Source organism: Allosediminivita pacifica (assembly GCF_003054175.1).
Lineage (GTDB): Bacteria > Pseudomonadota > Alphaproteobacteria > Rhodobacterales > Rhodobacteraceae > Allosediminivita > Allosediminivita pacifica.
Map to the genome: position 1 here is coordinate 1 of NZ_QBKN01000024.1, position 13,214 is coordinate 13,214.

9 protein-coding genes, 1 tRNA gene and 1 pseudogene are annotated in these 13,214 nt (G+C 63.6%); 9 read left to right on the forward strand and 2 right to left on the reverse strand.

From position 1 onward, the window contains the following. The 3 genes and pseudogenes from C8N44_RS16825 to C8N44_RS16840 all read left to right on the forward strand — a co-directional run. Positions 1–181: pseudogene (locus C8N44_RS16825) on the forward strand (IS3 family transposase); the annotation flags it as partial. 416 nt (positions 182–597) lie between these two features. Continuing rightward, positions 598–1,575, forward strand: coding sequence for a hypothetical protein (locus tag C8N44_RS23170; RefSeq protein ID WP_146178857.1), 978 nt, complete (start codon positions 598–600; stop codon positions 1,573–1,575). Beyond that, positions 1,568–2,200 carry a hypothetical protein gene (locus tag C8N44_RS16840; RefSeq protein WP_107977949.1) on the forward strand — a complete coding sequence of 211 codons (633 nt, stop codon included), beginning with the start codon at positions 1,568–1,570 and terminating at the stop codon, positions 2,198–2,200. The genes C8N44_RS23170 and C8N44_RS16840 overlap by 8 nt, the downstream gene beginning before the upstream one ends. Before the next feature lie 1,271 nt (positions 2,201–3,471). Here the strand turns inward: C8N44_RS16840 and C8N44_RS16845 are convergent. Further along, positions 3,472–3,546 (reverse strand) — tRNA-Phe (locus C8N44_RS16845). 125 nt (positions 3,547–3,671) lie between these two features. Between C8N44_RS16845 and mnmH the strand changes: the two genes are divergently transcribed. Next, on the forward strand, positions 3,672–4,730 hold the full coding sequence (gene mnmH / locus C8N44_RS16850) for a tRNA 2-selenouridine(34) synthase MnmH (RefSeq protein ID WP_107977950.1): 1,059 nt from the start codon (positions 3,672–3,674) through the stop codon (positions 4,728–4,730). Here mnmH and selD read toward each other — a convergent pair. Further along, positions 4,712–6,865 carry a selenide, water dikinase SelD gene (selD, locus tag C8N44_RS16855; RefSeq protein ID WP_107977951.1) on the reverse strand — a complete coding sequence of 718 codons (2,154 nt, stop codon included), beginning with the start codon at positions 6,863–6,865 and terminating at the stop codon, positions 4,712–4,714. The genes mnmH and selD overlap by 19 nt on opposite strands. Positions 6,866–7,078: 213 nt before the next feature. Between selD and C8N44_RS16860 the strand changes: the two genes are divergently transcribed. From C8N44_RS16860 to C8N44_RS16880, 5 genes are read left to right on the forward strand one after another with little or no spacing between them, the layout of a single operon-like run. Next, positions 7,079–8,119: a LacI family DNA-binding transcriptional regulator gene (locus C8N44_RS16860; protein WP_244641115.1), complete on the forward strand. Its 1,041-nt coding sequence runs from the start codon at positions 7,079–7,081 to the stop codon at positions 8,117–8,119. Next, positions 8,116–9,465: an ABC transporter substrate-binding protein gene (locus tag C8N44_RS16865; protein ID WP_107977952.1), complete on the forward strand. Its 1,350-nt coding sequence runs from the start codon at positions 8,116–8,118 to the stop codon at positions 9,463–9,465. The genes C8N44_RS16860 and C8N44_RS16865 overlap by 4 nt, the downstream gene beginning before the upstream one ends. Before the next feature lie 59 nt (positions 9,466–9,524). Next, positions 9,525–10,757 carry a carbohydrate ABC transporter permease gene (locus tag C8N44_RS16870; protein WP_107977953.1) on the forward strand — a complete coding sequence of 411 codons (1,233 nt, stop codon included), beginning with the start codon at positions 9,525–9,527 and terminating at the stop codon, positions 10,755–10,757. Position 10,758: 1 nt separating this feature from the next. Next, positions 10,759–11,964, forward strand: a complete 1,206-nt coding sequence (locus C8N44_RS16875) for a carbohydrate ABC transporter permease (protein ID WP_107977954.1) — start codon at positions 10,759–10,761, stop codon at positions 11,962–11,964. Next, complete coding sequence (locus tag C8N44_RS16880) at positions 11,961–13,214, forward strand: MGH1-like glycoside hydrolase domain-containing protein (protein ID WP_308421239.1); 1,254 nt, start codon at positions 11,961–11,963, stop codon at positions 13,212–13,214. The genes C8N44_RS16875 and C8N44_RS16880 overlap by 4 nt, the downstream gene beginning before the upstream one ends.

A 13,214-nucleotide genomic window follows, 5' to 3' on the forward strand; every position in this document is an offset into this window, starting at 1 on the left:
GGCAGAAGTCATCCATCGCCGCGGCCCTTGGCGCAGTTTCGAGGCGGTCGAATACGCGACCTTGGAATGGGTCGACTGGTTCAACAATCGCCGTCTGCTCGAGCCCATCGGGAACATCCCACCCGCCGAGGCGGAGGCCAACTTCTACGCGGCTCTGGAAACTGAAGACATGGCCGCGTAACTAATGACAATAAGCCTCCGACAAACTCGGTGCGGTTCATCATAGTCTTGTAGAGTGGAAGTGAGTAACAATGTACTTACTTAGGTCCCAGCCTCAGGCGCGGAAAACCAGTGGCAAAGCCCACCATAACTGGGTTAGTCGACCCCTGCCGACTAGCGTTATTTCGTCTAGCCCGAGACTTATAAGTTATTGAATAATATAGGTATAATCCTTATCGCCGCATCGTTATGAGTTATTGAGTGGTGCTTTGATCACGGGTCTTGATTTTAGGGGGGCTTCGGGAACGCGGTGTCCAGATCCTTCTAGAACTGCGCAAGATTCATGTTATGTTCTTGATCTGTTCGAGTTGATCTGATATCCATATTCGAAAGTATCTTGCGGTTTCTTTTCTTAGCATCGCATCTGGGTCATAATACGTGCTTCCAGTACTAAAGCTAGGGGCGGATGCTTTGCCAACAACATACACGAAAGAGAGCGTATCGGTTAGCTTTCATTTCTTCGAGAAGGGTGTTCGTCAAGATGACGGGCACTTCAACGCATCTGCGTTTAGTCAAGATGAGTTTGAGAATCTCTTGGCCAAGATAGAAGCCCAGCCAGATCCCGACCTCGATGATCCTTACGATTTCGACGGCGTAAAATATGGAAGGATCGTTCCCTTTCTTGAGCTTGAAAGAGTAGATGAACGAACATTGTTTGGCCAGTTTCGGTCCGCCTATTGGGGTCATGCTTTCGAGAATACAGAGAAGGGGGTGATCGCAGCAGATTCTCTTAATCTGCGGAACTTTTGCTTCCTGCTCTACCTATCAGAGGGTGGGCGCATTTATCTTGGATGTCAGTATCTTGGAAACTACGGGGACTATGGATCCTTAAGCCGCTCGCTCTTTAAAAAAATAGGTCTAGGCCCGAATGTGCGGTCGTGCTCATATTTCTCTGAGGCGGAAGACCTAATGAATACAATCCCGCAAGAAGTGAGGGTTACTCTTTCTAGCAGCAATAAGGAGCTAGCTGCCGGAAATGTATTTAATAGTGGGAGTATGGTTGCCTTCAAGAAATCGGGGAAGGACGAGACATTCGAGGTTACGGTAAGAGATAATCTTTTGTCAATGGTGGGGCAGCCTGTCCCTCAGATAAAGAAGCAGGTCGCAGCAATGTTAAGCCAGAACGAGATATTCTCGGTGGACGATGAGGATATTCTCGATTGCGTAGTAACGGTCCGAAAAATGAAAGCAAGAGGAAAAAAGACTGTTTACCTTTTTGGGCAATCAGGGCGTGCTACGAAGTTCCATATGGACGTTGAACTAGACGATGACGGCTGGCCTGTTCTTGCGAAGGCTAAGTCCAAGATGCTAAAAAAGCTCGACGAGGAGATCATCAATAAGGTGATGCATGACTAGCTTGATTGAGATAGTCAGGCGCAACAACAGCACATTCTACGACAACCGATCCGGGAAGAAGAAGAGTGTTGTCGCGAGGACGTTGCTGTTTGTGACACTGTCTCTTATATCCTCTTGGGTGCTAGGGACGCCATCTGACACAGTTGTATCGGCTGTAATCACAGTGCAGTCGATACTTGTTGGTTTCGGATTTAGTGTTATTTTCTTCTTGGTGAGCAGCGAGCGAGAGAATGAAGATGGTGCCAATGGGATTGAAGACAGAATTCGGCGCAAGAGACTGAATACTCTTTCTGATGAGCTATTCTTCAATATATCCTACTACAACGTTGTGACGTTCTTTAGCGTAACTCTATCTCTTTTGTTTGCATTCAACATAGATGGAGTTTCTTCCTTCGCAGGTGGTGTTGTTGCGGACCTAGATATTCAGGGTGGCGTTAAGGATAACCTGCGCCAATATGTGGAGTGGGCGCATCACATCTTAATAGCATTTCTTTTCTTCGTGCTCCTTGAGAGTGTATTTACATTTTATAGAATTGTTATTAGGGTGAACTTTTTCTTTGATCAAAAGAGAAAGGTCAAATCTCAACGGATTGACCCTCCGGTGGATCGTGTCGTAGGCAAATAGCTGAAGTGGCGCGCTGGCACTTTAATAATCGTTGGGTCGCTTCATTCAATTCGGGCAGGCGGCGTTTAAGTTAATCGCGGAGAGACGGTAATTATGATTATGAGGGGAATTTATGCTGTGGTCGCGAACGATCGAGGGTCCGCTATGAGAAGCGTTTCTCGGCGCTTAACTTCCGATCTAGCCTTTGAATTGGCAGAGGGCCGATAAGGCTTTGCAAACCGTTATTCGTGGGTGGTGATGCTCATGCCAGCATCGCCCGCGTGGTTGGGATCCATCAGTCTTGGCTGTGCGGTGCCTTCGGTTAGAGCGCAGAGGCCCAAATCAAAGCGTGTCGAATGGGTCAGAAACGCTCGATTGCGACTCGGTGCCGGTACCCGGAAAGAGCTTTGAGAAAACCGCTGGCGTGACGCCATGTCGTCGATTGGTGGACCTGCCTGTGGCGTAGGGGCACACTTGTGAGCGCGTCCGTGTCCCGTGACGCGAAGAGAAGGGCAGGGGCCTACCAGCTTGTTTCGCTTCCGGCTTGAAGTTGCCGATGTCTATCCACTCTATGATCGGTGTGAACATGTCGGGCTCGGACTAGTAGAGCAATCAACTGCGAACTGTCTCGCGGTCCTTGTCTGCCCGGCGCCTCTCCTTGTTGCGATTGATCGAAGTAGCGTCGCAATGGAATGCTATCATAAAACGTCAGTGACTTACCGAGAAAGTTCACTAACTTTGGCCGCAGCCGTGTGAAATGCGCGTTGGCCAGCCGAACAACTCGCTCACCAGAAAACCTCATCGAGTTGACGCGGAAGCGCTCGCTGGCGTGTTGATCACAGACAGGCGCCTGAGCGAGCGAGGTCGGGCCTTTCGGCCACCATGCGGTTCAAGTCGCAGGGCGGGCCGACTTTGCGGACCGCGGATAAGTGTCTGTAGGCGAAGTAGCCGTGGCGAAGATCCCAAAGATGCGGTTGAAGAAAAGCCTTTGAGGGGGCTGGCTGCGCCGGGCAGCAGTTGGGATCGTGCATCTCGTGTAGCGTCACTCCGAAAGGGAGCGTCGATTGTACAGCGCATGTCGCTTGTCGCGTTCCTGCATCTACACGTGTGGCGGCTTCTAAGCGCTCAGCTAAAGGTTATCACTTTCCGCGAGCCGTAAAGGCGAATCTTGGTGGGGGGCAGGGTTCTCGCCTCGTCCAGCCTATCTGTACAGAAATGGTCCATGAAACGGTCCATCGCTTCTGTTGAAATTGCTTTAGTGCTTTGAAAATATTGATATTTTTTGGTTTAGCTGGTGCCCGGGGGCGGAATCGAACCACCGACACGAGGATTTTCAATCCACTGCTCTACCCCTGAGCTACCCGGGCACGGGGAAGGGCGCTGCCCTTCGGGTGGAGGCGGTCTAGCGAAGCTCCGGGACGGTGTCCAGAGGGATTTGGCAGTTTTTCGAAGCCCCTTTCGCAGCGTCGCCCCAAGGGGTAATCCCGGTGACATGGCGCAGGCTTTCACCGATCTTTCGGCTTTCTTCACCCATGACTACGACGACGTCATCGACGTCCGCTCGCCGGCCGAATTCGCCGAGGACCATGTCCCCGGCGCCATCAACCTGCCCGTGCTCGACAACGAGGAGCGCGCCCGCGTCGGCACGATCTACAAGCAGGAAAGCCCCTTCCGTGCGCGCAAGATCGGCGCCGCGCTGGTCTTCCGCAACGCCGCCACGCATATCGAGACCCGGCTCTCCCACCACGAGGGCGGCTGGCAGCCGCTGGTCTACTGCTGGCGGGGCGGGCAGCGCTCGGGCGCGTTTTCGTGGATGCTGCGCGAGATCGGCTGGCGGTCCGAGACCGTGCAGGGCGGCTACAAGACCTACCGGCGGCTCGTGACGCAGGCGCTTTACGACACCTCTCTGCCGCACCGGTTCATCCAGCTCGGCGGCTACACCGGCACGGCCAAGACCGACCTGCTGCACCGCCTTGCGGCGCGCGGCGTGCAGGTGCTCGACCTCGAGGGGCTCGCCTGTCACCGCGGGTCGTTGCTGGGCGAGATGCCGGGCGGCCAGCCCAGCCAGAAGGGGTTCGAGACGGCGCTGGCGCAGGCCCTGCATGGTTTCGATCCCGCCCGCCCGGTGCTGGTCGAGGCCGAGAGCAGCAAGATCGGCCAGATCCTCGTGCCGCCGTCCCTTTGGGAGGGGATGAAAAAGGCGCCCTGGATCGAGGTGCGCGCGCCGCTGCAGGCTCGCGCGCAGTACCTTGCCCGCGCCTATGACGACATCCTGTCGGACCGCAATCGCCTGCAGGCCCGGCTGGCGCCGCTGCGCCACCACCGGGGCCACGCGCTGGTGGAACACTGGAACGGGCTCATCAATGACGACGACCGCATCGCGCTCTGCCGGTCGCTGGCGGCGGATCACTACGATCCGGCCTATGACAAGTCGATGCGCGCCATGGAGCCCGACGTGCGCGAGGTCTTCGAGACGCCGGCGCTCGACGACGCGGCGCTCGATGTCCTGGCCGACCGTATGGCCGCGGCGCTTCAGGACATGGTGATCTGAGAGCCCTCGGTGATCCGCCCGATCACCGCCGCCTCGTAGCCGTCGGCCCTCAGAGCTGCCACCACCGATGCCCCATCCGGGATCGCCGCCAGTAACCCGCCCGCCGTCTGCGGGTCGAACATCAGGTCGGCGCGCGGGCTTTGTGGCAGGCCGAGCAGGGCAGCACGGTTCTCGGGGTAGAGCGAGGAGCGCACGCCCTCGGCCGCCAGCGTCTCGGCCCCCGGCAGCAGCGGCACGGCTGATAGGTCCAACTCCGCCCCGTTGCCCGAGGCGCGGCAGATGTTCGACAGGTGGCCGGCCAGTCCAAAGCCCGTCACGTCGGTCATGGCATGCGCCCCCGCCAGCAGCTCCGCCGCTCGTGCGGAAGAGCGCATCATGCTCTGAAGTGCCGCGGCTACCACGTCGCCATCGGCGCGGCCTTCCATCTCGGCGGCAAGCACGGTGCCGGTGCCGATGGGCTTGGTCAACACGAGGTCGTCGCCGGGCCGGGCGCCGGCCAGCGTGATGGCCTCGGCCTCGCACAGGCCCGTGATCGAGAACCCGATGGTCATCTCGGATCCCTGGCTGGAATGCCCACCGACCACCGCCGCGCCGGCTTCGGTGATGACCTTTGACGCCGCACTCATGATCTCGCGCAGCGTGCGCTCGGCGAGTGCGGGCGACATGCGCGGGATGACGATCTGCGCCACCGCTGCCTGCGGGGCCGCGCCCATGGCCCAGATGTCGCCAAGCGCGTGCACCGCCGTGATGCGGGCCATGACCGCCGGGTCCTCGACGAAGGCGCGCAGGTGGTCGGTGGTCAGCACCTGCCGCGCCCCGCCCGTCTGCAGCAGCGCCGCGTCATCGCCGGGTAGGGGGGTGATGTCGTCCCTCGTGGTGGCAGGCAGCCCCGCCAGCGCCGCGCTCAGCGCGCCCGATCCCACCTTGGCGCCGCAGCCCCCGCAGAGCATCTTGCCGCCGAGCGCCTCGTCCTGCCCCGCAGCCCGGGGCGAGGGCACCTCGGGCGCGTTCATGCGGGGCAATTCGCGGAATTTCTCCATGAACTTGCGGTCGATCCGATCCTTCCAGCGCCAGAGCAGCGGCCCCGACGGCGCAAACCCACCCCGATCAGCCAGCGCGGATTTCTCTCCCAGCGAGATGAGCTTGAGGTAGTCCTTCTGCGGGCTGTAGCGCCGCATCCGGCCAGTGCCTGCGAGCGCCGTGCGAAGGTTCTCGAACAGCACAGGCGCCTGCCGCACGGCGTAGACGCCCGCCTTGGGGCGTGGCGCGAAGGCCATGTGTGCGCAGTCCCCGGCGGCAAAGACGGACGCGTCCGAGCCGCGCAGGGTCTCGTCCACCGCGATGAAGCCCTCGTGCAGGTCCAGCCCGCTGGCCCGAAGCCATCCGTAGGGCCGCGCGCCCGCCGCGCCGGTGACGAAGCTCGCGTGCAGCACCTCGCCCCCGGCCAGCACCAGCCCCTCCGCCGTCACCGCCTCGATGGCGCAGTTCTCGCGCAGCACTACACCCTGCGCCGCCAGCGCCGCGCGCAGCTTGTCGGCACTGCGTTCGGGCAGCGCGCTCAGCGCCTGCGCATTGTCCAAGAGCGTCACGCTATGGTCTCGCCCGCGGGCGCGCAGGGCATAGGCCATGGCCATGGCAAGCTCCGCCCCCGCCACGCCGCCGCCGATCACCACGGCCTGCGCCGGGCCGCTTCCGTCGCGCCAGACTGCCCATTTCGCAGCGAAAGGACCGAGTGGCTTGGCGGGCACGCCGTGTTCGGCAAAGCCCGGCAGGTCGGGCATGGCCGAGGTGATGCCCACGTCGACCGAGGCCACGTCGAAGCCCACCGGCGGATGCCCTGCCACGCGGACCTCGCCCCGGAGAAGGTCGATGCCCTCCGCCGCGCCCAGCACCAGCCGCGCGCCGGCGAAGCGCGCGAGCTTCACCAGGTCGATGTCCAGCGCCTCGCGCGGGTAGTGCCCGGCCACGTGCCCCGGCAGCATGCCCGAATAGGGCGCCGTGGGTCCCGGATTGATCAGCGTCACGCGCGCGCCGGGCAGGGGGCGCATCCCCCATTTCCGCAGCACCAGCGCATGGGTGTGCCCGCCACCGATCAACACGAGATCGCGGGTCAGGGGGATCGGGGCTGTCTGCATGTCTCACGCCTCAAAGCTCGCGGCGATCCGGGTAGCACTTTTTGGAGGGCGCGCCCATGCCATGACGGGATCGTGCAGGGATGCGGCGCAAGAATGCTGCGCTGCCGCGTAATTAGCCGCATTTTGCTTCTTGCCGAAACCGGTTTCGGGGCGGACAGTCGGGGCATGGGGGAAGAAATCCACATCGACTCACAGCATCGGCAGGGCGCTCGGGTGACGATTTCCGACGTCGCCAAGGCCGTGAGTCTGACCAAGGGCACGGTGTCACGTGCCCTGAACAACTACCCCGACATCAGCGCCTCGACGCGCCAGCGTGTCATGGCAGCGGCCCGTGATCTGGGCTACACGCCGCTCGCTCATGCGCAGGCGATCCGCACCGGGCGGGTGCGCGCCGTGGGGCTTGTCCTGCACCTCGACCAGCACGACGCGCAGAAGCCCTTCCTCGCCGACTTCCTCAAGGGAATCACCCAAGGCGCCAGCGCCGAGGGCTGGACGCTCACCGTCGCCACCGCCGAGACCGAGGCAGAGGCGACCGAGACCTACCGCCGCCTCGTCGAGGAACGGAAGGCCGACGGTTTCATCCTGCCGCGCACCAAGATGGACGATGCCCGCATCGACTTCCTGCGCGAACGCGGTGTGCCTTTCGTCCTCTACGGTCGCACCGGCGACACCGAGGGTTGCGCCTGGTTCGACCTGTTGGGCGAAACCGCGATGGAAGAGGCCGTGGCCATCCTCGCGGGGCAGGGTCACAGCCGCATCGGCTACATCGGCGGCGATGGCGCCTTCACCTATGCGGCGCTGCGCCTTCAGGGCTACCGCGAAGGCCTCGCCGCCGCGGGGCTGCGCCACGATCCCGCGCTCGAGATCACGGGCTGCGCCACCGCGCAGGCCGGGGCCGCCGCCGCGCAGGACCTGCTCGCCGAGGATCCCGCGCCCACCGCGATCATCTGCGCCACCGACCTGCTGGCCACCGGCGTCATCCGCGCCCTGCGCGCCGCCGGGCACCGCCCCGGCGAGACCATCTCCGTCATCGGCTACGACGGTGCGCCCGAAGCGGCCGCGCTCGAGCCGCCGCTGTCCACCTTCGTGGTCGACCAGCAGCGCGCGGGCACCCGCCTGTCGCAGATGCTGATCGCCCGCATCCGGGGCGAGTCCCCGGAGCTTTTGCGCGAAACCGCGCGTGCGACCTACCGGGAGGGGGGCACCGTCGCCCCGCCACCGGGATCTCAACCAGAAAGGGAGGATCCTTCATGACGATCAAACGCAACCTTGCGCGCCTGATGGCGGGCACGGCACTGGCCGGCCTCGCCGCCGGAAGCGCCGCGGCGGACATCCGCTTCTGGACCACCGAGGAGCAGCCCGAGCGCCTCGCCAAGCAGGAGCAGCTCGCCGAGGACTTCGAAGCCGAAACCGGCATCGCGGTCGAGGTGATCCCGGTGACCGAGAGCGACCTCGGCACCCGTGCCACCGCGGCCTTTGCCGCCGGTGACCTGCCGGACGTGATCTACCACACGCTGCAGTACGCGCTGCCCTGGGTCGAAGCTGGCATCCTCGACGTCGAGGCCGCCACCGAGGTGGTCGAGGATTTGGGCCCCGACACCTTCGCCCCCGGCGCTCTGTCCTTTGCGGAAACCGAAGACGGCTGGGCCTCGGTCCCCGTGGACGGCTGGACGCAGATGATCCTCTACCGCTCGGATGTCTTCGAGGAGGAGGGCCTTGAGCCGCCGACGACCTTCGAGGCCGTCGAGAGCGCCATCGAGGCGCTGCACAACCCGCCGGAAATGTTCGGCTTCGTCGCCGCCACCAAGGTGGACGAGAACTTCATGAGCCAGGTGCTGGAGCACGTCTTCCTCGCCAACGGCGCGACCCCCGTGGGCCCCGACGGATTTACCGGTTTCGAGGAAGAGCCCACCATCGAGGTGCTCGACTTCTACAAGACCATCGCCGAGGCATCGCCCCCGGGCGAGCTTTACTGGGACCAGTCGCGCACGCTCTACTTCGCGGGTGACGCGGCCATGATTATCTGGTCGCCGTTTATCCTCGACGAACTCGCCGGGCTCCGCGACAGCGCCCCGCCGACAATCAACGACGATCCCACCTCGGCCGAGCTGGCCTCCAAGACCGGCATCGTGACCAATTTCGCGGGCCCCTCGAACCCTGATGGCGCCGCCTGGGCCGACCTGCGATACCTCGGCATCACCGTGGACGCGGACTTCGACGAGGCGCAGCAGTTCATCGAGTATTCGATGTCCACCGGCTACACCGAAACGCTGTCGATCGCACCCGAGGGCAAGTTCCCGGTCCGCCGCGGCACAGAGGAAAACCCCGAGGAATACGTCGAGGCGTGGTCCGAGCTGCCCGTGGGCGTCGACCGCCAGGCGCCGCTGGGCGAACTCTATGACCCCGAGATGATCGACGAGATCGTCGCCGGTCTCGACGTGGCCCAGCGCTGGGGCGGCGAGGACGGGCAGCTCGCGCTCGCGTCCAAGATCGTCAACAGCCAGGTCATCAACCGCGTTGTGCGCCAGTACATCGACGGCAACATCGAGGCCGCCGACGCGGTCGCGCAAATGAACGAAGAACTGAGCGCCATCCAGTAAGGCGCCATCGGCGGGGGCCGCGAAGGCCCCCGCTCACCTGAAGGAATGGGAGAACTGCATTGACCGATGCCGTCCCGCCGAAAGGCCGGGGCCCGCTGGCGCGACGCGAGGCGCGGCTTGCCTGGGGCCTTCTGCTGCCCACGCTGGCCATTGTCTCGGCCGTGGTCATCGTGCCGCTGCTGGCCATCTTCTGGATCAGCTTCAAGCCCATCGGGCTTGCCGACCTGCGCCCGCCCGCGCCCGTCGTCCGCGAAAGCCTGCGTGGCAGCGACGACGACATCCGCATCCAGTACCGGGTCCGCAACTCGTCGCGCTCCGAGCCGATCATCGGCGTCACGCTGAGCGACACGCTGCCCGACGGCATCGCCGTGGTCGAGGCCGACCCGCGCTGCACGCTCGACGGGCCTTCGGTCTTCTGCGACCTCGGCGATCTCGATGCCGGCGGCCGCGACGAGGTGGAATTCGCCGTCACCCTCGACGGCGACGAGGACACCCTGGGCGATGCGGCCGAGTCCAGCGAGCCGGAGATGCGCGGCAAGGCCAGCAACATCCTGACCAACGCCGAGTTCACGCTCGACAACTTCGAGCGCGTCTTCAGCGGCGACGAGTTCCTGCACGTGCTCTGGGTCACGGTCTTCTACACGCTCTTCGGCACGCTCGGCGCGCTGATCGTAGGCCTGTTCGCTACGATGCTGCTGAACAGCTCCTTCAAGGGGCAGGGCATCCTGCGGGGGCTCTACCTCTTCCCCTACGTGGCGCCGGTCATCGCCGTCGCCTTTACCTGGATCATCCTCTTCGATCCGTTCTCGGGGTCGGCCAACGCGCTGCTCATCCGCATGGGCGTGACCGACAGCGCGATCAACTTCTTCGGCGACCGGCCGCTCGCGCTCATCATGGTGACCGTGTTCGAGGTCTGGCGCTATTTCCCGCTCTCGTTCCTCTTCATCCTCGCCCGGATGCAGTCCATCGGCGACGACATGTACGAGGCGGCGGACATGGACGGGGCCTCGCCCTTCCAGAAGTTCTGGTTCCTGTCGCTGCCGCAGCTTTTGGGGATCCTCTCGGTCCTGTTCCTGCTGCGCTTCATCTGGACCTTCAACAAGTTCGACGACATCTTCCTGCTCACCGGGGGCAACGCGGGCACCCGCACGCTGACCGTGAACGTCTACGAACAGGCCTTCGCCGTCTCGAACATCGGGGCAGGGGCCGCCGTGGCGGTGGTGATCTTCGTCTGCCTGCTGATCTTCTCCTTCCTCTTCTTCCGATTCATCAGCCGCGAGGAGGGCCTGTGACATGAGCAACCTGCGCAAGGGAACTCTCACCGGCGCCGTGCTCGGCGCGCTCTGGGTCATGGTACTGGCGGTGACCGTATCGGTCGCGCTCAGCTTCGGCACCGGCGAGGCGCTGCGTCCGGGCATCCTGTGGTCGCTCGCCTGGGGCGCCGCGCTGGGCCTCGGCACGGTCTTCTCGCCCGCCATCCTGATCGGTCTCTCAGTCGCCATGGGCCTCGCCCACGTGGTCCTGCCGGCCCCGGTGCTCTTCGGGGCCGAGGTCGGGCCGGTCCTTCGCCTCGCCACCGGCGCCATCATGGCGCTGGCCGCATGGTGGAGCCTGCGGCGCATCCTTGATGATGTCGTCCCGGGCGATCTGACCCGGCACGAGTTCGAGGCCGCGGTGATCCGCTTCCTCACCGGTTTCGGCTACGTCTTCTTCACGGCGATTGTGGCCATCCCCTTCTACGTGATGGTCATGACCAGCCTGAAGAACCAGTCGGAGCTCATGCAGAACCCGCTCGATTTCGGGCTCGACCTCAGCCAGGGCTGGCACCTCTTCGACAGCTATTACGAGCTGATGACGGATTTCAATTTCGGCTCCTATCTGCTGACCAGCTTCATGGTCTCGGTGGCCACCGTCTTCCTCACGCTGCTGTTCTCGATCCCCGGCGCCTATGCCGTGGCGCGCCTGCGCTTCAGCGGGCGGGCGGCCTTCTCTCGGTCGATCCTGCTCATCTACATGGTGCCGATGATCGTGCTGGCGCTGCCCATCTACATCGCCTTCTCGATGACGGGCCTGCGCAACTCCATCGTCGGCCTCGTGCTGATCTACCCCGTCACCACCATCCCCGTTGGCCTCTACATGCTGCAGGGCTACTTCCGTGGCCTGCCGGCCGAGGTCGAGGAGGCGGGGCTCATGGACGGGCTCTCGCGGCTGGCGGTGATCTGGAAGATCACCCTGCCGCTCTCGCTGCCCGCGCTGGCCTCGGTCTCGCTCTACGTCTTCATGATCGCGTGGAACGAGTTCCTGCTGGCCTTCATGCTGCTGGACGACCCGTCGAAGTTCACGCTCACCCGCGGGGTGGCGATGCTCAACTCCTCGGAAATCCCGAGACAACACCTCATGGCCGGCTCCGTGATCGCGACGCTTCCGATCATGGCGATCTTCCTCGGCCTCGAACGCTTCATGACCAAGGGCCTGACCGCAGGCTCGGTGAAAGGATGACCATGACAGACGACGCGCTCGACGCCGACGCCCGCGCGATCCTGACCGGCAACGACAAGGGGGGCTACACGATCCCCACAGAGGGGCTCTATCCCTTCCAGTGGAACTGGGACTCGGCCTTCGCGGCCTGGGGCTTCTCCACCTTTGACGCCGACCGGGCCTGGACCGAACTCGACACGCTGTTCTCGGCGCAGTGGGACACCGGCATGGTGCCGCACATCATCTTCCACAAGGAAGACGACGGCTACTTCCCCGGTCCCGACGTCTGGGGCACGGGCACAACGCCCGCCAGCTCCGGCATCTCGCAGCCGCCTGTGACGGCGATCCTCGCGCGGCTGATCCACGAACGCACCGGCGACACCGAACGCCTGCGCGCGCTCTACCCGCACATGCTCGCCTTCCACCGGTGGTGGCGCGACTGGCGCTGCGTGAACGGCGTGGCCTGCGTTACCCACCCATGGGAGTCGGGCCGCGACAACTGCCCCGACTGGGACCCGGGCATGGCCAATGTCGACACCTCCGGCGTGGGCGACTACCAGCGCCGCGACACCGGCCACGTCGATGCCTCCATGCGCCCCGGCAAGGAGGATTACGACCGCTACCTCGCCATCGTCTACTACGGGCGCGAGCACGGCTGGGATCAGGCCAAGATCCTGCACGAGGGCCCGTTCCTCATGGCCGACCCCGCGATCCAGTTCATCCTGATCCGTGCCAACCGCGACCTCGCCGCCATCGCCGAGCTGCTGGGCGAGGACCCCTCCGAGCCGCGCGCCATGGCCGACGAGATCGAGGCCGCGCTGCCCGAGATCTGGAACGAGGAGCTGCAGGCCTACTGTGCCCGCGACATGAAGACGGGCGAATTCGCCAAGGCCATCTCTTCCGGCGCGGCCCTCGGCCTGCTCGCTGGCGTCGAGAACGCCGCGATGGAGCAAAAGCTTGGCGCCATGTGGGACCGGGTGACATACGGCATTCCCTCGAACGACCCCGCCGCCGACAGCTTTGACCCCCGTCGCTACTGGCGCGGGCCGACATGGCCGGTGGTCAATGCCCTCATCGCCGTGGGCCTGTCTAGCGCCGGACGCACCACCGAGGAAGCGCGCCTGCGCCGCGAAACCGCCGAGCTCATCCGCAACGGCGGCTTCTTCGAATACTTCGACCCGATCGACGGCACCGCCTGCGGCGGCGACAGGTTCACGTGGACCGCGGCGATCTGGCTGGCATGGGCCAGCCCAAATGCAGGGGAGGCCTGA